The organism is Lentzea chajnantorensis (genome assembly GCF_054300775.1).
In genome coordinates this window covers 5,022,606-5,045,318 of the sequence record NZ_JBSDZT010000002.1, presented here as the reverse complement: position 1 = coordinate 5,045,318, position 22,713 = coordinate 5,022,606, and the positions used below count along the sequence as shown (strand labels likewise).

Sequence of the window (22,713 nt, the reverse complement as noted above, 5' to 3'; positions counted from 1 at the left end):
GGTCATGCCATCACGGCGCCGCCAGGCCACGCTGGTCGTCTGCTTCGCGCTCGCGGTCTGCCTGCTCGCAGGCGCGTGGTGGCTGAGCACCCGGCACCGGCCGACGGGTTCGTCGTCGGGGACCTCGGTCTCGTGCATCACGGCGCAGGACGAGAAGGACGACCACTGCGGGCGGGTCGCGGCCGACATCGCCCGGCGCACGCCCCTCACCTCCGCGCAGCGCACCGCCGCTGAACAGGTCTACAACAACGTTCAGCGCGCCATGTCGGTCGACTCGCGCTGCAGTTCCGCGCCGAACGACAGGTGCGTCGTGCCCTCCAGGCGTCCACCGGTCACCGACGACGCGGATCGCCGCCGCACGGCCCTGGAACGGGCCGGGTTCGTGAACAGCGTGGTGCGCATCGCCCGCCCGGACGACCCCGCGCCTTCCGGGGCCCTGCTCTACGCGGTGCCCGTCGCGGAGAACGCCTGCCTCGTCGGGTACGTCACGAGCGTGCCGGGTGGAGGGGGCGGGAGCTTCCTGGGAGGGCTCCTGCCCCACGGCCGGTGCCTCGACGACTAGGGCCTGTGTCGAGGTCCCGTTCGATGAGAGTCGCGCCTGAGGTGGTTCCTGGCGGTGCGGGCGGACAGCCCGCATACCGCGGTGTTGTACGTGGGCTGTCCGCCCGTGCCCCCAGGGGCCGCCTCAGGCCCGGCTGTCGCGAACACGGACCTCGGCACAGGCCCTAGTTCCGCGGTCCTGACCGCAGTGCGCTCAGGACGATCCGGCACAACCGGGAGCTCACCCTCCGCGTAGTCCGCTCCGCCGAGCTGGGAGAACGTCGCGATGGCCTCCTCGACCTCGACGACGGCCCGGTCCAGCTCGGTGCGCGCGTCGGCGCGGATCGCGGCGAAGATCCGCTGGGCCCGGGCGTGGGTGGCCGTGTCACCGGAGCGGGCCGCGAGCTCACCGAGTGCGGTGACCGCCGTCTGGCTCGCAGCGAGTGCTTCGGTGGTGCGGCCCGCGGTCTGCTGGAGGGCTGCCGCCCTGGAGAGGTCGACGGCCCGCTGCCTGAGCAGGCTGTAGGTCAGGTCGGAGCCGGTGGGGCTGTGGGCCAGCAGCGCCTCGGCATCCCGTGCGGCGCCCAGGTAGGTGTCGATGGCGTCGTCGAGCCGTCCGGCGTCGAGGAGCTGCCTCACGTGGGCTTCGCGCAGCTCCGCCGCCACGGACACGCTACCGGCCGGGGAGACGACGTGCGTCGGGATGTCGCGGTCGAGGGCCGCCTGCACCAGGGGGTGGTCCGACTGCGGTGCGGCGGTCGGTGGCGGTGGCGCGGGAGCTCTTCCGGCGCGGGCGATGCGCCACCACCTGTGGGCCTGGTGCGTCTGGTTGTGCCGCATCTGGTGGTCAGCGAGCTCCTTGGCGGCGTCGACGTGGCCCGCCTCGGCCGCCTTGGCGAGCTGGACGGCGGCTTCCGCGTGCCGGCCCTGTTCCGCCAGGGTCAGGCCGAACCGGTAGTGGCCCTCCGGTTCGCCGCGTTCGGTGGCCGCGATGAACCAGCGCTCGGCCTCGGCCGGTGCGCCGTCGTCGCGGTACATGCTTCCCAGCACCGTCATGGCGATCGCCATGCCCGCGTCGGCGCCGGCGTGGAACCACCGGCGGGCCTCGTCCCGGCGCCCCTGGTGCAGGCACAGCGCGCCGAGGTTGAAGCACGCCGAGGTCATGCCCGCGGTGACGGCGGCGGTGAACCAGCGCTCGGCGTCCGCAGGCCGACCGTCGGCGCGGTACAGATGACCGAGGTTGAACATCGCCTCGGCGAGACCCGCGTCGGCGGCTCCGAGGTAGCAGTGTTCCGCTTCGGTCGTGCGACCGGCTTTCTCCAGCAGCACACCGCGGTTGAACAACTCGACGGTCTCCGGCTGCGGTGTCCGGGAGGCACCGGCCGCCGGTGTGGAATCGAGGATTCGCAGGTTGCGCAGGGCTGTGTCCAACATGGATCGATGGCTTTCGTTGTTCACCACCAGGCGTTCGTACAACGCGACCGCTTCACGCAACGAGTCCACCGCGCGGTCGCGGTCGACCTGCGCGTAGACGCTGCCGCGGCTCGACAGCGTTGCGGCGAGCAGGGCTGTGTGGCGCACGGGGTCGGCTTGGGCGAGTTTCCTGGCCGAGGCCACGGCTTCGTCGGCGGTGGCCGTGGCTTCCGCGTCCCGGCCGACGTCGCAGAGCCGACCCGCGTGGTTCATCAGCGACAGCGCCAGATCGGGCGCGTAGGCCTCTCGGTTCACCGCGACGAGGTCACGCCGGATGTCCACGGCCTCCGCGGAGGCTTCGAGTGCTTCAGCCGAACGTTCGAGCCGGAAGCAGGCGGTGCCGAGGTTCGTCAACGCCCGTGCGAGGCCGGGCAGGTGCGCTTTCGGGGCCGAGTCCACCAGGCTCCGGTACCTCTCCACGCTCTCGCCGAGCGCCCGCAGCGCCGCTTCGTCCTCGCCGACGGCCATGAGCCTCGTGCCGAGAGCGGTGAGCGCGAACGCGAACATCGGCGGGTCCGCGGCGGCGGTGCCCTCCAGAACCCGGTGCAGCGCAACGGACTCCTCCGCGGCGGCAACGGCGTTCCCGCGTTGGCCGACGTTCTGCAGCTGGTTGCCGTAGTTCGACAGGGCCAGTGCCAGGCCGGCGCGGGCCGAGTCCTCGGTCTTGGCGCGCAGCAGCTCGACCGCGCGACCGGTGAAGCCGACCGCGGTGTCGTGCCGGCCGAGGTCCGACAGGTGGGCGCCGACGCGCATCAGGCACAGCGCGACGTCGACCCCGTAGGTCCGCGGGTCGAGCTCTTCGAGCCGGCTCAGCGCCGCGAGCGCCTGGAGGCCGTACCGGACCGCCTCCTGCTTGCGGCCGGCGTGCCCCAGGCGGGTCCCGAGCCGGGAGCACCAGGACGCGACGTCCTGGAGCCGGGCGGTGTCGGTCACCCGCTCGCGCACGAGCCGCTCGGTGACCGCGGCGGCGCCCTCGTCGAGGTCGACCTGGCGATCATCGGGCAGGTGGACCTCGACGGCGAGCAGCACGTCCGTGTCGACGTGCCTGGCCTCGGCCAACGCGATCAGCGCCGCGCTGTCGGCGTGGACGGCGACCTGGGGGCGTTCGCCCAGCAGCGCGCCGAGCTGCCGGCCCACGTGCGGCCACCGGCCGGCGGCCGAGGCGAGCACCGTGATCGTCCTGGCCACCGTCGACGGCACCGCCGCGTCCGGTTCGTCGACACCGAGCAGCACGCCGGGCACGTCACCGGCCCACGGGTCCGGGTCGTAGCCGGTGATGTCGTGCCCCGGCAGCATGAGTGCGACGAAGTCCTCGGCCAGGCGGTCCGGCTGGAGCGGTTGCAGCACCCGGGAGCGGTCGTGCGGCGGGTAGCAGAACCGGTGGTCGTCGAGGACCTGCTGGGCGGGTTCGAGCCGCAGGCGGGTGAGCCGGGCGAGGCCGTCGCGGTGGGACATGCTGTCGCTGAGCACGGAGGTGAACACGGCGCGGGCCATGTCGGCCGACGTCGTCCTGAACCCCGGACGCGGTTGCAGGCGTTCCCACCCCATGCGTTCCCGATCGAGGAGGTACGCGGCGATGCCCTCGACGCCGTCGGGCACCGGCCCACCGGGGTGCCGCGCGCGCAGGGCCGTGACGAGGGCGGCCATGTGGATGGTCAGGACCTGCCCGAACTCGTCGCCGTCCAGGCCGCGCGCGACCTCGTCGACGGGCGCCGACACCCCGAGCACGGCCGCGAACCGGTCGCGGGCGGCGGCGAAGGCGCGTTCGCGGTCGTCAGTGCCGTCGGCGAAGTCCGGCAGCAGGAGGTCGCCGACGTCGGCACCGATCTCCCGCAGCTCACCGCGCAGAGCGGGCCACCACTGCACCGTCCGGCCGACGAGCAGCACCCGCACGGGTCTGTCCACCTGCCCCAGCTCCCGCAGGAGCGCGACGAGCTCCAGGTGCGGCCACCGGTCGGCGTAGTCCACGACCACCAGCAGACCTTCGGCCGTGCGCGGCTCGAACGTCGCGCCGGACCGAGCCGCCTCGGACGCGTGACGGGCCAGCGCCACCTCCCAGCCGGCGGAGGCGGACACCTCGGCGAACCGCGCGGCCAGCCGCGTCTTGCCCTGTCCGCCGGGGCCGTGCACGAGCAGGGCGGACATCGGCGCGACCGCGGTGTCCCTCCACCTCGCCAGCGCGGCGAGCTCGTCGTCGCGCCCGCTGAACGGCACGACCTGGCTGCGCGCGTCGAGCAGCCGGCTGGGCTGGTGGGCCAGCCGCGCGGGGTCCACCGCGGGGACGAACGAGAACGGCTCGAGCCGGTGCGCCGGCGGCGTTCCGGTCACGGTGACCGGCCCCTGCGGGTGGTTGATCTGGACGCTGCCGGACCCGGTGACGAAGTGCTGGTCGCCGGTCATGGTTCCCGGCGCTCGGGCTGCTGCTGCGTGCCGTACTGGACGTTGACCGTGCCCTGCGGGGAGTTGATCTGCGTGCTCTGGGGGCCGGTGACGTAGTACTGGTTGCCGCCGCGCGGCTCCTCCGGGGCGGCCTCGGCGCGGGCGCGTCTTTCCAGCACCACCAGGACCGCGGTCAGCACGACCGCGACCGGCACGCCCACCCAGGCGAACCGGGCCCAGGTGTCGGGCAACGCCCCCGTGGCGATGTTGACCGCGCTGGGCAGCAACAACATCCCCACGACGATCCCACCGGCCAGCGGCCGGCGCCTCGCATCCCTCGCCATGATCGACCTCCCCTGGAAGACATCGGCGGACCGGGCTCCGGTGTGACATCTCCGACGTCGATGAAACCACCCGCGGGTCTCGAGCAGGGACCGGTGGCGACGCCGTCAGCACAGGTGTGCCCGGCGTTGGCCCGTGCGCTGCGGCTGTCCGATGAGGAGCGTCGAACCCTGCCGTGCTGACGGCGTCCATCCTCCGATCGGAGGATGGACGGGGTCTACCGCGCCCGCCGTGATCCGCGTCCGCGTGGTCGATCCGGTGCGCGGGCGGCAGCGGCAGGCTGTCCGCATGGCATTGTCCGATGTCGTCCGCACCTCTCGTCCGGCACGCATCCGCTACCTCGACAACCTCCGGATCTTCCTGACGTTCCTCGTGGTCGTGCACCACTGCGCGGCGCCCTACAGCACCATCGACGTCTGGCCGAACTGGCAACCGCCGGCGTCGGAGGCCGAAGCGGTGCCGTTGACGCTGCTGCTCGTGGTCAACCAGTCGTTCTTCATGGGGTTCTTCTTCCTGCTGTCCGGGTACTTCGCGCCCGGTGCGGCCGACCGCAGGGGGCCACGCGCGTTCGCGGTCGAGCGGCTGAGGCGGCTCGGGATTCCGCTGCTCGCGTTCGTGGTGCTGTTGCGCCCGTTGTTCGACCTGCCGACCTACCTCGCCCTGCCGGCCGGCACCCGGCCGTCGTTCGTGGCCTACTACTTCACGGCCTGGGAGGTCGGGCCCGCCTGGTTCCTGGAGGTGCTGCTGATCTTCTCGCTCGTATACGCGCTGTCGCTGCACCTGCGCGGGACCGCTGCGCCGGTGCGGTCACAACCGTTGCGGCGGCGGGATCTGCTCGTGTTCACGCTCGTGCTCGCCGTGGCCACGTACGGCTGGCGCATCCTCGTCCCGCTCGGCACGGACGAGCCGGTGCTCGGGCTGCCCAGCCCTTCCTACCTGCCGCAGTACGTGCTGCTCTTCTTCGCCGGTGTCGTGGCGTACCGGCGCCGGTGGCTGGAGTCGCTGCCGCAGCGGACGGGTTGGTTCGGCGTGGTCCTGGTGGTCACGTCGTTCGTGCCGCTGGCGCTGGGCGGGTACCGGGGGTTCGTGGCGGCCGGCGAGCTGGCCGGGTACGACCTCCCGCACCTGGCACTGGCGCTGTGGGAGTCGGCGTTCGCGGTCGGCGTCGTCCTGGTGCTGCTGCGGGTGTTCGCCCGGTTCGCCGCCGGCTCGTCGCGGTTCAGCCGGTACCTCGCCGACAACGCCTTCGCCGTGTACCTCGTGCACGCGCCCGTCATCGTCGGTGTCGTGGCGGTCTTGCAGCCACTCGACGCGGCGCCCGTGCCGAAGTTCCTGCTGGCACTGGTGATCGCCGCGACCGCGAGCTGGGCGGTCCCGGGGGCGTTGCGCCGGGTGCGCGCTGTGCGTGCGGTTGTCTAGCAACGGCTCCCCTCGCCCCGGGAACGGTCGTGCGATGATTCCCGGGGTGGGGGTCGAGGCCGAGTTGCGCGAGGAGTTCGACCGCTGGGAGCACAGGGAGACCGCGGTCCTGCAGCTGCTCCCGTACCCGTTGCTGGTGGTCAGCGTCGTGTTCACGCTGCTGCAACCGCTCTGGGGCGCTCCCCTGCACCTGCCGGAGGTGCTGGTGCTTTCGGCCGTGCTCACCGCGTGGGTGGTGTGGTTCCACACCTCGCACCCGCAGTGGCACGGCGACAGCGCGCGGATGGCCTGGTACTACGCGGGGCTCGTGGCGTTGACCGCCTGCCTGGTGCTGGTCACGCCGTGGTTCGGCTTCTTCGCCTTCATCGGCTACGTGCACGCGTTCCAGTACCTCAAGGGCCGGTGGCGTTACGTCGGCGTGGTCGTCACGGCCGCGGTCTGCGCGATCTCCTACGTGGGCGGGGCGAACGGCATCAGTGCCGACGAGTGGTGGAAGTGGCCCGCCGTCAGCGCGGTCACGGCGGTGCTGGCCACGGCGGCCTTCTCCGCCGACGTGATGTCCGACCGGCGCAACCACCGGCAGAAGCGGGCGCTGGTGGAGCTGCACAGGGCGAACGCCGAGCTGGAGACCGCGCTGGCGGAGAACGCGGGCCTGCACGCCCAGCTGCTGGCGCAGGCGCGCGAAGCCGGTGTGCTCGACGAACGGCAGCGGATGGCGCGGGAGATCCACGACACCCTCGCCCAGGGCCTCGCGGGCATCCTCACCCAGCTGCAGGCAGCCGAGCAGGCCGCGGACGAACCGGTGGTGTCGCGCCGGCACGTGGCGAACGCGGTGGAACTGGCCCGCGAGAGCCTCACCGAGGCCCGGCGGACGGTGCACGCGGTGGAGCCGGCCGCGCTGGAGCGGACGCGCCTCCCGGACGCCATCGGCGACGTGGCCCGGCGCTGGTCGCGGGTGAACCGGGTGGAGGCGGTGCTGACCACGACCGGTGAGGCCCGGCCGATGCACACCGACGTCGAGGTGGCGCTGCTGCGGACCGCCCAGGAGGCCCTGGCGAACGTCGCGAAGCACGCGCGGGCCGGCCGGGTGGCCCTGACCCTGTCGTACATGGAGGACCTGGTGACGCTCGACGTGCTGGACGACGGGGTGGGGTTCGCACCGGACGCCCAGCGCAAGGGCGGTTCCGCGGACGGCGGTTTCGGGCTCGCCGGCATGCGGCAGCGCGTGCAGCTGCTCGCGGGGCGGCTGGACGTCGAGTCCGAGCCGGGCGGGGGCACCGCGATCACCGTGGCGGTGCCGGCGATCCCTGCGGGAGGTGTGCGGTGATCTCGCTGCTGATCGTCGACGACCACCCCGTGGTGCGCGACGGGCTGCGCGGCATGTTCGGTTCCGACCCGCGCTTCGAGGTGGTCGGTGAGGCCGGTGACGGTGCGGAGGCGATCGCGGCCGGGGAACGCCTGCGGCCCGACGTGATCCTCATGGACCTGCGGATGCCCGGGACGGACGGGGTCGCCGCCATCCGGGAGCTGGCCAAGCGCGGGGTGCCGTCCCGGGTGCTGGTGCTGACCACGTACGACACGGACAGCCACGTGCTGGCCGCGATCGAGGCCGGCGCCACCGGCTACCTGCTCAAGGAGGCGCCGAGGGAGGAGCTCGTCCGCGCGGTGGAAGCCGCCGCACGCGGGCAGGCGGTGCTCTCCCCCGCCGTGGCGACCCGGCTCGTGGGGCAGGTGCGCAGACCGGCTCCGGCACCGTTGTCGCAGCGCGAGCTGGAGGTGCTGGAGCTGATCGCGCGCGGCTCGACGAACCGCGAGGCAGCGAAGCGGCTCTTCATCAGCGAGACGACCGTGAAGACGCACCTGCTGCACGTGTATGCGAAGCTGGGCGTCAACGACCGGGCGGCCGCCGTGGCCGTCGCGTTCTCCCGCGGCTACCTGACGCCGCAGGACTGACGGCCGCTCACCTCCGATCACTGCGGGGTGCGTGGTCGAGGAGGACCTCCGCGGCGGCACGGGCGTGCCGCCGGTAATCAGGGTCGTTGAGGAGCACGGCGCGGCTGATCGCGCAGTCGGCGAGGGTGACGAGCTGCTGGGGTCCTCGACGCCGAGCTCGGCCACCAGACCGGTCACAGCGTGAGCATCCCCCGCAGCTCGTCAGGCGAAGAAGCGGTTCATACCGTCCACATCGGACAGGAACGTCTCGATCCGGGACACCTTGCCGTCCGCCAGCGTGAGGACGGTGGCGAGGTGCTCGTCGAGCACGACCTCGCCCCTCGTCGCGGTGTTGTGGAGGTTCAGCGCGACGTTGTCCCGGCTCACCAGCACGTGCAGCAGGGCGAAGTCCACGCCGAAGCCGCTGATCAGCCGCACCCGGTCGACCACGCCGTCCTGGCCGGTCACGGTTCCGGAGACCTGGTTGTCGCCCGGCAGCGTCCAGGTCACGTCCTCGGTGAGAATCCCGCGCAGCAGGTCCCAGTCCTGGCCGGCCAGCGCCTTCATGAACGTCGCCGCCACGTCCTGCTTGACCTGTTCGGTCGTCATCACGCCCCACCTCAACTGTTCGATTTGATTCGAACCGTAACAGTTCGAGTCAAGTCGTACAATCGGGTGCGTGGAGACCGAAGAGGGCCCTGCCCACGGGGACATCACCATCGAGGCGGTGCTCGCAGCGCTCGACCACCCGCTGCGGCTGCGGGTGGTCAGGACGCTGGCGGCGGCGGAGGAGCTGAACTGCCAGGAGATCCTGCCGGACATCACCAAGAGCACGGCCAGCCACCACTGGAAAGTGCTGCGGGAGGCCGGGGTCGTCGAACAACGGCGCGAGGGCCGGTACCTGTACCTGCGGCTGCGGCGCGAGGACCTGGACAGCCGGTTCCCCGGCGTGCTCGACGCGGTGGTGCGGGGCTGATCCCGCCGGGTGCCGCAAAAGGCCCGAGTCTGGTCCGCGAGCACGTGCTCGTGGACCAGGCTCGGGCGTTGAGCTCTACCGGGCGCCGTACGGGTCCTGGCTGAGCAGGTGGGCCTTGAAGCCTTCACCGACACCGGGCTCCGGCGTGCCGTTCCAGTCCTTGATGAGCACGGCGCCGGAGCTGCACCCCCACGGGTTCCAGGTCCACGCGAGGTAGCTCAGCTCGTGCGCATCCGCCCAGTCCACCAACCGCTGCATGTAGTCGAAGCCGCAGTTGTCCTGCCCGAACTCCCCCACCACCACGGGAACCTGCTCGGCGAGCGGGGCGATCTGGGTGTCCCAGCAGGCTTCGCTGGCGCAGGCGTTGAAGCTGTAGGCGTGCCACGACGCCGCGATGTTGTTCAACGGGTCCACCGGCTTGTGGGCCAGCCACTCCCGCATGTCGTTGGCCCATTCGAGGCCGCCTAGCATGAGCACGTTGGTGGCGCCGGTGGCCCGCACCGCGTCGACCAGGTCCTGCATGCCGGCGGTCTCGTAGGGCAGGCCGGTGCAGGTGCCGCCGTCGCGCCAGCACTGCCAGCCGAGGGTCTTGTTCCAGTCGCTGGCGATCTCCGGGTACGGCTCGTTGAACAGGTCGAAGACCACGGCGTCGTTGCCCTTGAACGCGGTGGCGACGCCGGTCCAGAACTGCGGGGCGTACTGCGCGTCCGGCATCGGCTTCTGGCACACCGCGTGCTCGTCCTTGCAGTGCCAGTCCGGGCCGTTCGGGTAGGCGCCCCAGGTCCAGTGCAGGTCGAGGATCACGTTGATGCCGTTCGACACCAACAGGTCCACGTACTCCTTCACGGCCCGCTGGTAGGCGACGCCGCCGGGCGAGCCGTGGACGCCCAGCCAGCACTCCTCGTTCAACGGGATCCGCACCGCGTGGACGTTCCAGGTCTTCATCGCGTCCACCGACGCCTGGTCCACCGGGCCGCCGTCCCACATGCCCTTGCCCTGCACGCAGGCGAACTCGCCGCTGGACCGGCTCACCCCCAGCAGCCGGTACGGCTCGCCCTGCGCGGTGACGATCCTGTTGCCGGAGACGCGCAGCTCCGGTGCGGAACCGTCGGGCGGCGGGGTGGTCGTGGTGGTCGGCACGGTGCCGGTGCAGTCGGTGCCGTTGACCGCGAAGTCCGTCGGCTTGGCGTTGCTGCCGCTGTAGGAGAAGTTCGCCCCGGCGCTGACGCTGCCGCCCGCGGGGACGGTGGCGTTCCAGCTCATGCTGGTGACGGTGACCTTCTTGCCCGACTGGGACCAGGTGCCGCTCCAGCCGTGCTGCAACGTCTGGTTGCCCGCGTGGGTGTAGGTCAGCGTCCAGCCGTCCACCGCCGCCGAGCTGACGTTCGCGATGGTCACGTCGGCCTTGAAGCCGCTGCCCCAGTCGGTGGTCGTGTAGTCGACCCGGCACCCGAACGGCGCCGCGCTCGCGCCACCCGCGACCGCCGTCAGGGCCGTGCACGCGACGGCCACCGCCGCCCCCAGCACCGCGAGCACGGTACGGCGCTTCTTGGCTGTTCCCGACATCAGCACTCCTTCGTGCGCGTCACGGACAGGCCGCCACCCCAATTCTGGGAGCGCTCCCAGAGCCGACCGTAGCGAAGATGCCGCAGCACGTAAAGAACCGATGTGTGGGAGGTGTCAGCGCAGGAAGCCGAGGCCGCGCAGCGAGGTCTTGCGCACCCTGGGCGAGGTGGCTTCGGAGAAGCTCAGCCACTCCTGCTCGTCGATCGACCGGAACCCTCCAACGACTCCGTCCTCCGTCTCCCGCACCTCGGTCTCGGACTGGTGCAGGTGGTCCGGCACGCTCGGCGGCAGGGCGAAACCCAGTGCCGAGTGGACGACTTGGCACACAGCGGGAACCCAGGCCGCGAAGACCACGCCCTGCTCACGTGCCAGCCGCCGGCTCCCGGTACAGCACGAGGTGCTCGTGGTACAGCACGCCGTCGCGGATGTCGCCGGTCGCGGTGAACCCGGTGTCGTCGACGTAGTCCAGGTGCGCGCCGGTCACGGAGTAGGACCCGGTGTAGGCGCTGCGCCGGGTACCGCGGGCTTCGTCGTAACGACCGTCGGCGCGCAGCTCCTGCCGGATGTGGCCGTCCGCCGTGACCCACATGCCCACCACGTCGATGTTGTCGTCGTTGCTCATGACGTCGAGGATCGGCCACTTCTCGCTTCCCGGGCAGGACGCGGTGGTCCTGGGTGCGGCACACCCAGGACTCGTCACTTCGGCGCGGTGTACCCGCCGCAGACCTCGGCGCTCGCTCGCGGGTCGCTGTCGCGCAACGTCGCGATGATGTGCTCGGCCTGGCGTTCGACGGGCTCCTCGGTCACGGGGAACCGCAGGACGAACTGCTTGTGCTCCAACGACTCGCGGGTCGTCCTCCAGTGCTTGTCGACGACGTGCCGCGGTGGCGAGGTGAACGTGACGTCGACCTGGTCGCGGGTGCCGGGGAAGGACTGCGCCCAGTCGACGCCGCTGTCCCACCGGTCCAGCACGGCGGGGTGCTCGCGCAGCCCGTCGCGCACCAGCCGCGCCACCTCCCGGCCGGGCCACTCCCAGAACCGGTCGCGGTCGGCGCGGGCGAGCTCGGCCTCGTACTGCGCCAGGTCGAAGCGGACCTCCGGCAGGGACAGCCCGTTGTCGTCGGGGTTGCGCCACCCGTCCCAGACGACCTCGCCGCCCTCGCGGCGGACGCGGACGAACACCGCGCCGCAGCACCCCCACGTGCAGTCCGCCTCGGCGATCATCACCTCACGCGGCTCGTCACCGGGCAGCAGCGGGCTGGTGGGCCCCAGCAGCACGTCGGGGTCCTCCCGCGGTCCTTCGGAGAACACCGGTTCGACCGGGTCTCGGTCGTCCACCAGGAGCTTCAGCTCGGTCCTGCCCCAGGCGGAGTGCTCCGGCGCCACGACGGACACGCGCAGCAGGCTCGTCACTTCACCGTTCCCGGAAACGCGTAGTCGGGCAGTTCGACGCCGTTGATCGCGCGGTCGATCAGGGCGGTGAACGCCTCCATGTCCGGTTCGGGGGCGGGCTCGGTCTGCGGCAGGAGGCTGTGGACGTGCATGCGGCCGATCTCCTGGTTGGCCTCCACGAACGGCCGCATCCGCTGCTCGTAGGCCGCGAACCCGGCTTCGGGGTCCCAGTCGGCGGTGGCGAGCTTCCCCGGCCAGCAGGTGGGCACCGACCAGCGCCAGGCCGGTGCCGCCGCCGGACATCGGGGACGAGCTGAACGCGGCGTCGCCGATCAGCGCCACGCGGCCGTGCGACCAGCGGTCCATGACGACCTGGGCGACTTGGTCGAGGTAGAAGTCCGGGGTGTCGTCGAGGTGCGCGAGGATCTGCGGCGTCACCCAGCCCATGCCCGCCATCCGTTCGCGCAGCAGGGTTTTCTGCGCCTCGACGTCGCGGTGGTCGACGGTGAAGTCGGCCGCGGGGAACGACAGCATCGCCATGGCCCTGGTGTCGTCACCGATGGGGCGCAGGCCGGCGGAGCGGCCGGTGGCGCGGTCCTGGTGGTCGATCATCCAGCGGTCCACGCCGAACTCGTTGGGCACGCTGTAGAACGCCAGCACCAGGCCGAGGTGCCGCAGGAACTGCTCGCGCGGCCCGAAGACCAGGGCGCGCAGCGACGAGTGCAGGCCGTCCGCGCCGACCACCAGGTCGAAACGGCGCCGGGTGCCGCTCGCGAACGTCACGTCCACGCCGTCCGCGTCCTGGGTGAGCTCGGCGATGCGGTCGCCGAAGACGTACTCGGCGTGGTCGCGGGTGTCGTCGTGGAGCACCCGGGAGAGGTCTCCGCGCAGGATCTCGATGTCCGCGATGTAGCCGTCCCCACCGTCGTCCTCGGCGCGGTAGGTCTCCAGCACGGTGCCGTCGGCGTCCACGGTGTGCGCGCCGGCGGTGTCCGTGCGAGCCGCGCGCACCGCGTCCTCCAGGCCCATCCGCCGGATGACCTCCTTGGCGACGCCGCGCGCGTCCACGGCCTGGCCGCCCGGCCGCAGCGCGGGTGCCCGTTCCACGACGGTCACCTCGGCGCCGCACCGGTGCAGCCAGTGGGCCAGCGCGGGTCCCGCGATGCTCGCCCCTGCCACCAAGACCTTGTTCCCGCTCACCGCAGCCCCCAGTAGTCCGATCATGATGGTCCGGAGTATAGGAATGCGGCCGGGTGGCCGCGCGGGGTTTCGGCACCGGAGCGCGGGAGGTCCGGTGAATCCTCGTCGCCCGGCTGCCCGGCACCGCCGGTCCGGCGATCACGGCGGTCACCGAGGCGGTCGCGGCGGCGGGCGGGCGTCAGACGGTGATCACGACCTTGCCGCGGGCGTGCCCGGTCTCCACGTACCGGATCGCATCGGGCGCCTGAGCGAGCGAGAACGTGCGGTCGACGACCGGCGTGACGGCACCGGACTCGGCCAGGCGCCGCAGCTCCGCGAGGACCGTCCGGTCGGGCGCGGTGGTGAGCACGTGCAGCCGGTCGCGGACGAACGCGGACCGCAGCTTCGCCTTCAGCAGGAGCCGCAGCGGACCGACGAGACTGCCGCCCTCGAACACTCCCCCGCCCGACAGCACGACCGTCCCACCGGGACGGACCACGCGGCGCAGTGCGGCCAGCGGGTGGTTGCCGACCAGGTCGAGGACGAGGTCGTACCGCGTGCTGCCGGTGGTGAAGTCGGAGCCGGTGTAGTCGATGACGTGGTCGGCGCCCAACGAGGTCACGAGCTCGGCGTTCCGCGTCCGGCACACGCCGGTCACGGTGGCACCCACCGACTTCGCGATCTGCACGGCGAACGTCCCGACACCGCCGGACGCCCCGTTGACCAGCACGTGGTGACCGGGTCGCAGTCCCCCGCTGTCGCACAGGCCCTTCCACGCGGTGAGCCCGGCCAACGGCAGCGCGGCCGCCTGCTCGAAGCTCAGGCAGGCGGGCTTGGGTTCGACGAGGTCCTCGGCCACGCGCACGTACTGCGCGAACGCCCCGTCGGCGGGACCGAGGTCGCCGAACACCTCGTCGCCGGGGCGGAAGCGCCGCACGTCCCTGCCCACCGCCTGCACGGTTCCGGCGAAGTCGCGGCCGCGGATCTTGGCGCGGGGAGCGGTGAACCCGATCCCGGTGAGGCGGGCGAGGTAGGGGTCTCCGCGCATGATGTGCCAGTCGTAGGCGTTGACGGCGGCGGCGTGCACTCGCACGAGCAGCTCGCCGCTGCCGGCCGACGGCGGTTCCACGTCACGCAGCGCCAGCACGTCCGGTGAGCCGTACCGGTCCTGGACGATCGCCTTCACCGCGTCACCCCGAGCGCGAGCGCGGAACGGGCGGACCGCGCCGGGCGGCGGACGACCCACTCGGCCACGGCGAGGTTGACGAGCCAGGCGGCGAGCATCAGCACCGCCTTGGTGAGCTGGTCGAGCGGGCCGCTGAAGGCGATCCAGGGTCCCATCAGCACGGCCTGCGTGCCGGCGCTCAGCCCGATCGCGAACGCGCGGACCATCCACGCGCGGTGGCCGGCGAGGTCCCTGCGCAGGGCCGCGGCGACACCGAGGACGAGGAACACCGCCCACGCGGTGCCGAACACCAGCCGGGAGCCGGTGAGCAACGCGCCCACGTCGGCCGGTTTGGGGTAGAACACGGTCATCCACAGCCCCGACAACGCCCCCAGGAGTCCACAGAGGACCAGAATTCGGCCGGAGACGCGGTGCCACCCCGGTCTGCGGCGGCGGAAACCGGGAGCGAACTGGAAGGCGCCGAGCACGCTGTAGACGCTCACCGTGACGGCGTGCACCACGACGGGCACGGGTGAGGCGAAGAACCGCGCGTTGTCCGGCGTGATCTCCGCGCCGGTTCCGAGCTCGGTCAGCCGCAGTGCGCCGCCGAGCACGGGGACGAGGCTGAACAGGATGATCGCGGCCGGGACGAGCAGGTCCCGCCGGGTGGTGGAGGTCATGCCCCAGATCGTGGCGCGGGAGGCGGTGCCGGCTCATCGGGAGAAGGTCTTCGGTCATCCTGGCCGATGGTCGGGTGCGGTCGTCGTACTTTCGGCTGACCGCTGCCGGAGACCGCCGCGCACGCGCCTGGTCTCGTAGGCCCAGATGGCGATCTCCACCCGGTTTCTGGCGCCGATCTTGGCCATCAGGCTGGCGATGTGGGACTTCACGGTGCTGAGCGTGATGTGCAGCTCGGCGGCGACCTCGCCGTTGGTGCGCCCGCCCGCGACGGCGGCGAGGACCTGCTCCTCCCGTTCGGTGAGCGGGTCGGCGAGCTGCGCGGCGGGACCGGCGGGACCGGTGTCCGCGAAGGCCTCGATCAGCCGGGCGGTGACGCTGGGGGCGATCAGGGCGTCACCGGCGGCCGCGGCGTGGACGGCCTGCGACAGCAGCGCGGGGCCGGCGTCCTTGAGCAGGAACCCCTTCGCGCCCGCCCGCAAAGCGGCGTAGACGTAGTCGTCGAGGTCGAAGGTTGTGATCACGACGACGGCGAGCGGGTCGGGGACACCGGGGCCGGCGAGGAGGCGGGTGGCCTCGATGCCGTCGATGCCGGGCATGCGGATGTCGAACAGGCACACGTCGGGCCGCACGTTCCTGGCGAGCTCCACGGCCTGCCGCCCGTCCGGTGCCGCACCGACGACCTCGATGTCCGGCTGAGCGTCGAGGATCATCGCGAGTCCGGTGCGGACGATCTCCTGGTCGTCCGCGACGACGACGCGGATGCTCATCGGGCGGCCCCCGTGAGCGGCAGCACGGCGGTCACGGTCCAGCCTCGGCCGGGGTTCGGGCCCGCCGCGCAGGTGCCGCCGAGCAGGTCCGCGCGTTCCTCCATGCCGATCAACCCGTGTCCGCGGGTGGTGCGTGCGGTGACCGGGTCGCCGTCGTCGCTGACCCGCAGCCGCACCGCCGAGCCGCCGACGTCGACGTGCACCTCGATGCGGGTGGCGTGCCGGGCGTGGCGGCGCGCGTTGGTGACCGCCTCCTGGCTGAGCCGGTAGACCGCGGTTCCCACCGACTTCGGCAGGTCGTCGGCCGCCCCCTCGATCAGCACGGCCACCTCGGGGCCGGGCCGGCCGGGGCTCGCCAGCAGGGCGACGTCAGCGATCGCGGGGCTGGGCGCCAGGTCCGCGGAGTCGGTGCGGCGCAGGGCCCGCACCATCGTGCGCATCTCGGTGAGCGCCCGTGAGGCCTCCGACTCGATCAGCACGAGCGCCTCGGTCGCCGCCTCCGGGCGGGTGGCCGCCGTCGCGAGCCCGGCCTGCGCCCGGATCGCCATGGCCGACACGTGGTGGGCCACCGTGTCGTGCAGGTCGCGGGCCAGCCGTTCCCGTTCGAGCAGCTTGACCTGGTCGAGCTCACGGGCCCGCGCCCGTCCCCGGTAGCGCGCTGCGGCTCCGAGCGCACACGCCGCGGCCAGCACGGCACTGCCCGCCACCGCGTCCCCCGCGCCGAGGAACCCGAGCGCCACCGACAGGCCGACCTTGCCGAGCATGACCGCCAGCCCGACGACCGCCTCCCGCCCCGATCCCCAGCGGAACAGGGCGAACGGGAACAGCAGCAGGAACACCAGGGTGTTGAGGTCCGGCTCGCCCCAGAACACCAGCGACGCGACCGCGGCCACACCGAACGCGGCACCGGCGGCGAGCAACGGCTTGCTGCGGCGCACCAGCAACAACGGCAGCAGCACCACGGCCAGCACCACCGAACCGGCCCGCCAGCTCAGATCCGGCCGCAGCACCGCCTCCAGCACCGCGACCGGCAGGAGCACGGCGACCAGCGCCCAGTCCCACCACAGCCGCGCGGCCCCGCGCACCGGCCGGGGCTCGTCCCACACCGACCGCAGAAGGGCGAACACGGCGTCATCCTACGAGTCGGCTACTGCATGTTCGTGACGTGCCGGTGCGCCGGGAAGTCGGCGCAGGCGTAGAACTGCAGGTTGTAGCTGCGGCCGATCGACAGCATCGTCGGCTCGTTGTCGTGCGGGAACAGCGCACCGCCGGCGTCGGCGTCCTCGACCGGCCGCCAGCTCGTGGTGCCATCCCACTCGCTGGTGGCGAGGGTCAGCAGCGGCGTGACGGCCCCGCCGCAGTCCGGGCAGGACAGGGGGAACGGGTCGGAGAAGCTCCACGGACCGTGCCCACCGGCCTTGCAGCCGGAGGACACGGACAGCGCGTACTGGTAGTGCTGGTCCTCCTGCTCCTCCCACCGCCGCACCCGTTCGCGGAGCTCGGCGGGCAGGCAGTGCGGGGCCGGGTACTCGGTGACCTCCTCCGGGTGCAGCACGCACGGCTGCGGCAGGTAGTGCTCCTCGACCGCGGCCGGCTGCGGGGCCTCGGCCAGCGGGTCGGTCACCTCGGCCGCCTTCCGCCACCGCAGCGCGGTGCGGGGCGCGCACCCCTCGTCCTCGTGGTCGAACGGGCACCACAGCACCTGCAGCAGATCGGCACCGTCCGGGCGGGGCAGGCCGGGGACGTCCCGCGCGTACAGCTGGGCCACCGGCACCATCGGTGCGGGCCCGTCCTGCGCGATCCCGGTGCCGTGGTCGACCCGGTCGACGACGACCTTCTCGTCCGCTGTCAACAGGTTCACGCCCTCGGCCCGCGGCCGTGCCCACGCTTCGGTCAGAATCCGCCGCCGTGCGAACACGTCCGCCACGCTCGCACCGTGCAGCTCGGGGCCGGCGTGCTCGGCGCAGGCCGGCCACTCCTCCCCCGCGGGCCACAGCAGCGGGCCGCCGATGGAGCTGTCCGCGGCGGTCGGTGCGCCGGGGCGCGGGTGCAGTCGCACGGCGGTGCGGGCCAGCGGTGCGAGTTCGGGGAAGTGCGCCGTGACGTCGACGGGACGCGGCGGAGTGGTGCGGACCATGGCCGAAGATGGTATTCGCGGCGACCGGGCGTTCCCTCAGCTCCGCAGGAGGTCGTCGACCAGTCCCTCGGCGTAGCCGGGACCGATCGCGGTGGGACGGCACAGGACCCGGTACACGATCGGCGCGACCACGCGGTCGAGCACGGTCTCGGTGTCGACGGCCGGTTCCCCGCGCGCGGCGGCACGGCCGAGGATCACGCTTATCTGGTCGGCCGCGTAGTCGGAACACCGCAGGGCGTTGACGCCCGGATCGCCGATGAGCGCGTCACGCAGGTAAGCGCGGCCGGGTGCGGACGACATCTCCTCCAGGAACTGCCCCGCCCACGCCCGCAGGTCCGCGATGAGGCTCCCCCGGTCCTCCGGGGGCGAGTCCGGCCGGAGGCGTTCGACCGCGATGTCCGACAGGAGCGCCTGCAGGTCGCCCCACCGGCGGTAGATGGTCGAGGGCGTGACACCGGCCCGCGCGGCGACGAGCGGAACGGTGAGCTTCTCCCGTCCCAGCTCGGGTTCCAGCTCTCGCACGGCGGCGTGCACGGCCTCCTGCACGCGGGCGCTCCGGCCACCCGGACGTGCTGTCCCTCTGCGGTCCACGACACCAGCCTAAAGCAAAGATGTTGCTTTAACGCCGATGCCAAGGCTACCGTCCGCTTAACGCGAAGAATTAGCTTTAGGAGGTCGGACTGTGCCCACCTGGACCGTCGGGGACCTGACCGTGCACCGGGTTGACGAAGCGATCGCACCACCGGAGACCGGACCGTGGCTGCTCCCGGCGGCGACGCCCGACCTCGTCCAGCGCTACGACTGGCTGCACCCCGACTTCGCCGCGGCGGACGGCGCCTTGCGGCTCGCGACCCACAGCTTCGTCGTCGTCGGCAACGGCAGGCGGATCGTGATCGACACCGGTGTCGGCAACGGCAAGCAGCGGGCCAACCCCGCGTGGCACGACCTGCGCACCGGCTACCACGACCGGCTCGTGGACACCGGGACCACGCCCGACGCCGTCGATCTCGTCCTGCTCACCCACCTGCACACCGACCACGTCGGCTGGAACACGCACCTCGTGGACGGCGAGTGGGTGCCGCTGTTCCCGAACGCGCGGTACGCCACGTCGAGGCTGGAGCGCGAGTTCTGGGCCGGGCAGGTGCTGGACGAGCCGCGGCAGCAGGTGTTCCGCGACTCCGTGCACCCGGTCGAGGACGCCGGCCTGCTGGACCTGGTCGAGGTCGGCGCGCACGGCGCAGAGGTGGCCGAGGGGGTGCGGCTCGTCCCGACGCCGGGGCACACGCCGGGGCACGTCGCGGTGGAGCTGACCAGCGGCGGCGAGACCGCCCTGGTCACCGGCGACTGCCTGCACCACCCGGTGCAGGTCGCGCACCCGGAGGTGACCAGCTGCGCCGACGTCGACCCGGTCCAGGCCGAGGCCACCCGGCGCGCGCTGCTCGAGTCGCTCGCGGACACCGGCACCCTCGTGCTGGGCACGCACTTCCCGCCGCCGACGGCCGGCCGGATCGTTCGCGGGCCGGACGGCCTGGTGCTGACGGTCAGGTGAGGAGCTTCCCGGATGACGGCGGTGGCGGCGGTCCCGCCGCTGTCGGCCTGGACCGCGGCGGCTCTGAAGAGCACCACCGTCGCGCAGCACCGGCTTGCCGGGACGGCCCCCGCCGGAGCCGTCCCGGCGGCGGTCAGGCGCCCTCGCGCAGCAGGGCGACGAGGGCGTCGGCGGCCTCCGCGGACGAGGCCGGGTTCTGGCCGGTGATCAGCAGCCCGTCCCGCACCACGTAGGAACCCCAGTCCGGGCCCTTCGAGTAGTCGCCGCCCTTGGCCTTCAGCTCGTCCTCCACGAGGAACGGCACCACGTCGGTCAGCCCGGCACCGTCCTCCTCGCCGTTGGTGAACCCGGTGACCGACCGCCCCTTCACCAGCGGCTCACCGTCCTCGCCGGTCACGTGCCGCAGCACGCCCGGCGCGTGGCACACCAGCGCGACCGGCTTCCCGGCCCGCAGGGTGTCCTGGATGACCCGGATCGAGTCGGTGTCCTCCGCGAGGTCCCACAGCGGCCCGTGCCCACCGGGGTAGAACACCGCGTCGTAGTCGGCGGGGTCGACCGCGCTCAGCGCGACGGTCGAGCTCAGCGCTGCCTCGGCCTCGGGGTCCGCCGCGAACCGGCGGGTGTCGTCGGTCTGCGTGTCCGGTTCGTCGCTCTTGGGGTCCAGCGGCGGCCGGCCGCCCTTCGGGGACGCGAGCGTGAGCCTCGCACCGGCCTCCTTGAGCCGGTAGTACGGCGCGGCGAACTCCTCCAGCCAGAAACCCGTCTTGCGGCCCGTGTCCCCCAGCTCGTCGTGCGAGGTCAGAACGATCAGCACGTTCATCGCGGAACCCTTCCGTCGTCGTGGGGCCTTGAGGGTCAAAGCCGGTCCGCCCACCACCCTGGACGACGGGTCCGCTCCCGGCGACTCGGGCGGTCAGCCGCGGTCGTGCAGCGTGATCCGGTACCCGTCGGGGTCGGCGAAGGTGAACGTCCGCCCGAAGGGACCGTCGACCGGCGCGGCGACGATGGTGTGCCCGTCGGCGGCCAGCGCGTCGTGGATGTCCTGGACGTCGGTGGCGTGCAACCAGATCGCGGCACCGATGCCGGGCTGGGCGACGGCGTCGAGGTCGGTGCCGGGGACGACGTCGCGGAGCGCGAACGCGATGGGCTTCGTCTCGAAGACCACCGCGTGCGGCGGCCCGGCCGGCGAGCGGACGAGACCGAGGTAGCGCTCGTAGAACGCTTGCGAGGCCGTGAGGTCGCGGGCCTGCAGCGAGATGAAGTCGGGTCCGGTGACGGGCATGGCGTGGCTCCTCCACTACGTGTCAGTTTTCTGACACGCACCACGCTATGTCAGAATCCTGACATGAGTCAAGACGACGCGGGCATCGACCTCGACACGTCACTCGGCTACCTGCTGAAGGAGGCGTCGAGCGTCCTGCGCGCGGCCATGGAGCAGGTGCTGCGCCCGCTCGGGATGACCGTGACGCACTACTCGTGCCTGGAGCTGCTGGCCCAGCGGCCGGGCCTGTCGAACTCCGAGCTTCGCCCGCCGCGCGTTCGTGACGCGGCAGTCGATGAACGTGCTGCTGCAGAACCTGGAGCGGGACGGGTACGTGACCCGGCCCGCGGCGGCACCGGTCGGGAAGGTGCTGCCCACGCGGCTCACCCCCCGCGGGCGGCGGAGCCTGGAGAAGGCGTCGGCGGCGGTGCGGGCGGTGGAGGTCAGGATGCTGGCGGGGCTGACCGAGGGCGAGCGAGCGGAGGCGTTCCGGGTGCTGCGGAGCATGGTGCACGCGCTGCGCGACGAAGGCGCCTGAACCGGAACAGCCCTCGGGGCGGACGCCGTGGTGACGTCCGCCCGGGGGCTGCGGATCAGAACGAGCCGGGCAGCACCAGCACCGCCCACGCCGCGATCGGCCCGAGGCCGACGATCACGCAGGTGTAGGAGATGACCTGGCGGTAGAACCGGGTGCGGTCGACGCCGCGGGCGTTGGCGAGGACCAGGGCGCCGTTGGTGGAGAACGGGGAGACGTCGACGATCGTGGTGGAGATGGCCATGGCGGCGACGACGCCCGCGACCGGCAGCGCGTCGGTGAGCAGCAGCGGGATCGCCATCGGGATGGTGGCGGTGAGGATGGCCGTCGAGGAGGCGAACGCCGAGGTGACGCCGACGATGACGCACAGCACCAGCGCCACGAGCAGCGGGGCGCCGAGGCCGACCGCGCCGTGGGCGACCCAGTCGATGGTGCCGGAGTGCTCCAGCACGCCCACGTAGGTGACCATGCCCGCGACCAGCAGGATCGTCGGCCAGCTGATGCCCTCGACGGCCTTGCCGAGGTGCTCGCGGTCGAGCAGGGCGAGCACGGCTCCCGCGGCCAGGGCGAGGAAGCCGATCTGCAGGTGGAACGCCAGCGCGCCGATCACGAGCACCACCAGGGCAGCGAGGGTGGCCCGCTGGCGCCAGGTCACCGCCACCGCCTCCGGGCGGACCGCCGTGGCGACGCCACCACCGGTCGGCCCTGCCACCCCACCATCGGACACCCCGCCGCCGGACACCCCGCCGCCGGAGGCCACGTCGTCCGGGCGTTCGACGAAGCTCTCCTCACCACGGCGGCGCAGCATCACGTAGGTGACGGCGGCCAGCAGCACGTTGAAGCCCAAGCTCGCGAAGAACAACGCGGCGTGCGAGATCGTGAGACCGGACTTCGCAACGATGCCGTGGACCAGCGCGCCGGACACCGCCATCGGCGAGAACGCGCCGGCGTGGGCACCGCAGATCACCATCATGCCGATCATCAGCGGGCTGATGCGGTAGGCGAAGGCGAAGCTCATGCCGATCGGCACCAGCAGTGCGACCGCGGCCGGGGTGAACGTGCCGAGTGCGGTCAGCGTCGCGGCGACGGCGAACAGCACCCAGGGCACGAGGATCGCCCGGCCGCGCACGAGCCGGATCCCGCCCTCCACCAGCAGGTCGATCGTGCCGTTCAGCTTGGCGACGGAGAACAGGTAGGTCACGCCGACGACGGTGATGAACAGCGAAACGGGGAAGCCCTCGAAGATCTCCTTGTCCTCCAAGCCGAACACGAACGTGCCGACGAGGAAGGACGCGACCAGCGCGAGGATCCCGATGTTGACGGGCAACACGGTGGCGATGACGAACATGCCGCCCAGAACCAGGATGGCGATCAGCTGTGATGACATCATTGTCCTCTTGGGTCATGCGGCCCCGACGCT

At 72.3% G+C, this 22,713-nt stretch carries 23 protein-coding genes and 1 pseudogene; 7 read left to right on the top strand and 17 right to left on the bottom strand.

Going from position 1 to position 22,713, the window contains the following annotated elements; translation table 11 throughout:
• The first annotated feature begins 4 nt into the window (after positions 1–4).
• Positions 5–562: a hypothetical protein gene (locus ACVDFE_RS24955; RefSeq protein ID WP_458432073.1), complete on the top strand. Its 558-nt coding sequence runs from the start codon at positions 5–7 to the stop codon at positions 560–562.
• Here the strand turns inward: ACVDFE_RS24955 and ACVDFE_RS24950 are convergent.
• Positions 559–4,413: a hypothetical protein gene (locus tag ACVDFE_RS24950; RefSeq protein ID WP_458432072.1), complete on the bottom strand. Its 3,855-nt coding sequence runs from the start codon at positions 4,411–4,413 to the stop codon at positions 559–561. The two genes, ACVDFE_RS24955 and ACVDFE_RS24950, sit on opposite strands and share 4 nt — an antisense overlap.
• Positions 4,410–4,736 carry a hypothetical protein gene (locus tag ACVDFE_RS24945; protein ID WP_360388485.1) on the bottom strand — a complete coding sequence of 109 codons (327 nt, stop codon included), beginning with the start codon at positions 4,734–4,736 and terminating at the stop codon, positions 4,410–4,412. The genes ACVDFE_RS24950 and ACVDFE_RS24945 overlap by 4 nt, the downstream gene beginning before the upstream one ends.
• A 229-nt stretch (positions 4,737–4,965) precedes the next feature.
• On the opposite strand from ACVDFE_RS24945, the gene ACVDFE_RS24940 reads away from it, so the two are divergent.
• Genes ACVDFE_RS24940 through ACVDFE_RS24930 form a run of 3 tightly spaced genes read left to right on the top strand, consistent with a single transcriptional unit; the run spans position 4,966 to position 8,106 of the window.
• Positions 4,966–6,153, top strand: coding sequence for an acyltransferase family protein (locus ACVDFE_RS24940; RefSeq protein WP_458432070.1), 1,188 nt, complete (start codon positions 4,966–4,968; stop codon positions 6,151–6,153).
• Between the two features lie 34 nt (positions 6,154–6,187).
• On the top strand, positions 6,188–7,480 hold the full coding sequence (locus ACVDFE_RS24935) for a sensor histidine kinase (RefSeq protein WP_458432068.1): 1,293 nt from the start codon (positions 6,188–6,190) through the stop codon (positions 7,478–7,480).
• Positions 7,477–8,106 (top strand): response regulator transcription factor, encoded by a 630-nt coding sequence (locus ACVDFE_RS24930; protein WP_360388493.1) that lies wholly within the window; start codon positions 7,477–7,479, stop codon positions 8,104–8,106. The genes ACVDFE_RS24935 and ACVDFE_RS24930 overlap by 4 nt, the downstream gene beginning before the upstream one ends.
• Positions 8,107–8,307: 201 nt before the next feature.
• Here ACVDFE_RS24930 and ACVDFE_RS24925 read toward each other — a convergent pair whose 3' ends face one another.
• A complete protein-coding gene (locus ACVDFE_RS24925; RefSeq protein ID WP_360388496.1) occupies positions 8,308–8,694 on the bottom strand; it encodes a nuclear transport factor 2 family protein in 387 nt (128 codons plus the stop codon).
• 70 nt (positions 8,695–8,764) lie between these two features.
• On the opposite strand from ACVDFE_RS24925, the gene ACVDFE_RS24920 reads away from it, so the two are divergent.
• Positions 8,765–9,061 (top strand): ArsR/SmtB family transcription factor, encoded by a 297-nt coding sequence (locus tag ACVDFE_RS24920; RefSeq protein ID WP_458432067.1) that lies wholly within the window; start codon positions 8,765–8,767, stop codon positions 9,059–9,061.
• Between the two features lie 75 nt (positions 9,062–9,136).
• On the opposite strand, the gene ACVDFE_RS24915 is transcribed toward ACVDFE_RS24920, so the two are convergent.
• The 11 genes and pseudogenes from ACVDFE_RS24915 to ACVDFE_RS24865 all read right to left on the bottom strand — a co-directional run bounded on the left by ACVDFE_RS24915 (position 9,137) and on the right by ACVDFE_RS24865 (position 18,539).
• Positions 9,137–10,627 (bottom strand): cellulase family glycosylhydrolase, encoded by a 1,491-nt coding sequence (locus tag ACVDFE_RS24915; RefSeq protein ID WP_458432066.1) that lies wholly within the window; start codon positions 10,625–10,627, stop codon positions 9,137–9,139.
• Between the two features lie 114 nt (positions 10,628–10,741).
• Positions 10,742–10,954: a hypothetical protein gene (locus ACVDFE_RS24910; protein WP_458432065.1), complete on the bottom strand. Its 213-nt coding sequence runs from the start codon at positions 10,952–10,954 to the stop codon at positions 10,742–10,744.
• 34 nt (positions 10,955–10,988) lie between these two features.
• Positions 10,989–11,249, bottom strand: a complete 261-nt coding sequence (locus tag ACVDFE_RS24905; RefSeq protein WP_360388508.1) for an Atu4866 domain-containing protein — start codon at positions 11,247–11,249, stop codon at positions 10,989–10,991.
• Between the two features lie 74 nt (positions 11,250–11,323).
• Positions 11,324–12,040 carry a hypothetical protein gene (locus tag ACVDFE_RS24900; RefSeq protein ID WP_458432064.1) on the bottom strand — a complete coding sequence of 239 codons (717 nt, stop codon included), beginning with the start codon at positions 12,038–12,040 and terminating at the stop codon, positions 11,324–11,326.
• Positions 12,037–13,243, bottom strand: a pseudogene (locus ACVDFE_RS24895) (FAD-dependent monooxygenase). The gene ACVDFE_RS24900 and the pseudogene ACVDFE_RS24895 overlap by 4 nt, the downstream one beginning before the upstream one ends.
• Before the next feature lie 154 nt (positions 13,244–13,397).
• On the bottom strand, positions 13,398–14,384 hold the full coding sequence (locus ACVDFE_RS24890; RefSeq protein ID WP_458432062.1) for an NAD(P)-dependent alcohol dehydrogenase: 987 nt from the start codon (positions 14,382–14,384) through the stop codon (positions 13,398–13,400).
• Entirely contained in the window at positions 14,381–15,043 is a 663-nt protein-coding gene (locus ACVDFE_RS24885) for a DUF2306 domain-containing protein (RefSeq protein WP_458432061.1), read from the bottom strand. The genes ACVDFE_RS24890 and ACVDFE_RS24885 overlap by 4 nt, the downstream gene beginning before the upstream one ends.
• Before the next feature lie 54 nt (positions 15,044–15,097).
• Positions 15,098–15,811: a response regulator transcription factor gene (locus ACVDFE_RS24880; protein ID WP_360388523.1), complete on the bottom strand. Its 714-nt coding sequence runs from the start codon at positions 15,809–15,811 to the stop codon at positions 15,098–15,100.
• Positions 15,808–16,938: a sensor histidine kinase gene (locus tag ACVDFE_RS24875; protein ID WP_458432059.1), complete on the bottom strand. Its 1,131-nt coding sequence runs from the start codon at positions 16,936–16,938 to the stop codon at positions 15,808–15,810. Before ACVDFE_RS24875 ends, ACVDFE_RS24880 begins: the two co-directional genes overlap by 4 nt.
• Before the next feature lie 20 nt (positions 16,939–16,958).
• Entirely contained in the window at positions 16,959–17,948 is a 990-nt protein-coding gene (locus ACVDFE_RS24870) for a hypothetical protein (RefSeq protein ID WP_458432058.1), read from the bottom strand.
• A 36-nt stretch (positions 17,949–17,984) separates the two neighbouring features.
• Positions 17,985–18,539, bottom strand: coding sequence for a TetR/AcrR family transcriptional regulator (locus ACVDFE_RS24865; protein WP_360388532.1), 555 nt, complete (start codon positions 18,537–18,539; stop codon positions 17,985–17,987).
• Between the two features lie 91 nt (positions 18,540–18,630).
• On the opposite strand from ACVDFE_RS24865, the gene ACVDFE_RS24860 reads away from it, so the two are divergent.
• Complete coding sequence (locus ACVDFE_RS24860; protein ID WP_458432056.1) at positions 18,631–19,497, top strand: MBL fold metallo-hydrolase; 867 nt, start codon at positions 18,631–18,633, stop codon at positions 19,495–19,497.
• 133 nt (positions 19,498–19,630) lie between these two features.
• Here the strand turns inward: ACVDFE_RS24860 and ACVDFE_RS24855 are convergent, their stop codons facing one another.
• Together ACVDFE_RS24855 and ACVDFE_RS24850 are read right to left on the bottom strand one after the other, a co-directional pair.
• The gene (locus ACVDFE_RS24855) at positions 19,631–20,317 is read right to left on the bottom strand and encodes a type 1 glutamine amidotransferase domain-containing protein (protein WP_458432055.1); all 687 of its coding nucleotides are present in this window, start codon (positions 20,315–20,317) and stop codon (positions 19,631–19,633) included.
• Positions 20,318–20,410: 93 nt separating this feature from the next.
• Positions 20,411–20,779: a VOC family protein gene (locus ACVDFE_RS24850; RefSeq protein ID WP_360388539.1), complete on the bottom strand. Its 369-nt coding sequence runs from the start codon at positions 20,777–20,779 to the stop codon at positions 20,411–20,413.
• Positions 20,780–21,038: 259 nt separating this feature from the next.
• Here ACVDFE_RS24850 and ACVDFE_RS24845 point away from each other — a divergent pair, with 259 nt between their 5' ends.
• Positions 21,039–21,296 (top strand): MarR family winged helix-turn-helix transcriptional regulator, encoded by a 258-nt coding sequence (locus tag ACVDFE_RS24845; protein ID WP_458432054.1) that lies wholly within the window; start codon positions 21,039–21,041, stop codon positions 21,294–21,296.
• A gap of 55 nt (positions 21,297–21,351) precedes the next feature.
• Here the strand turns inward: ACVDFE_RS24845 and ACVDFE_RS24840 are convergent, their stop codons facing one another.
• On the bottom strand, positions 21,352–22,680 hold the full coding sequence (locus ACVDFE_RS24840) for an SLC13 family permease (RefSeq protein ID WP_458432053.1): 1,329 nt from the start codon (positions 22,678–22,680) through the stop codon (positions 21,352–21,354).
• Positions 22,681–22,713: the final 33 nt, after the last annotated feature.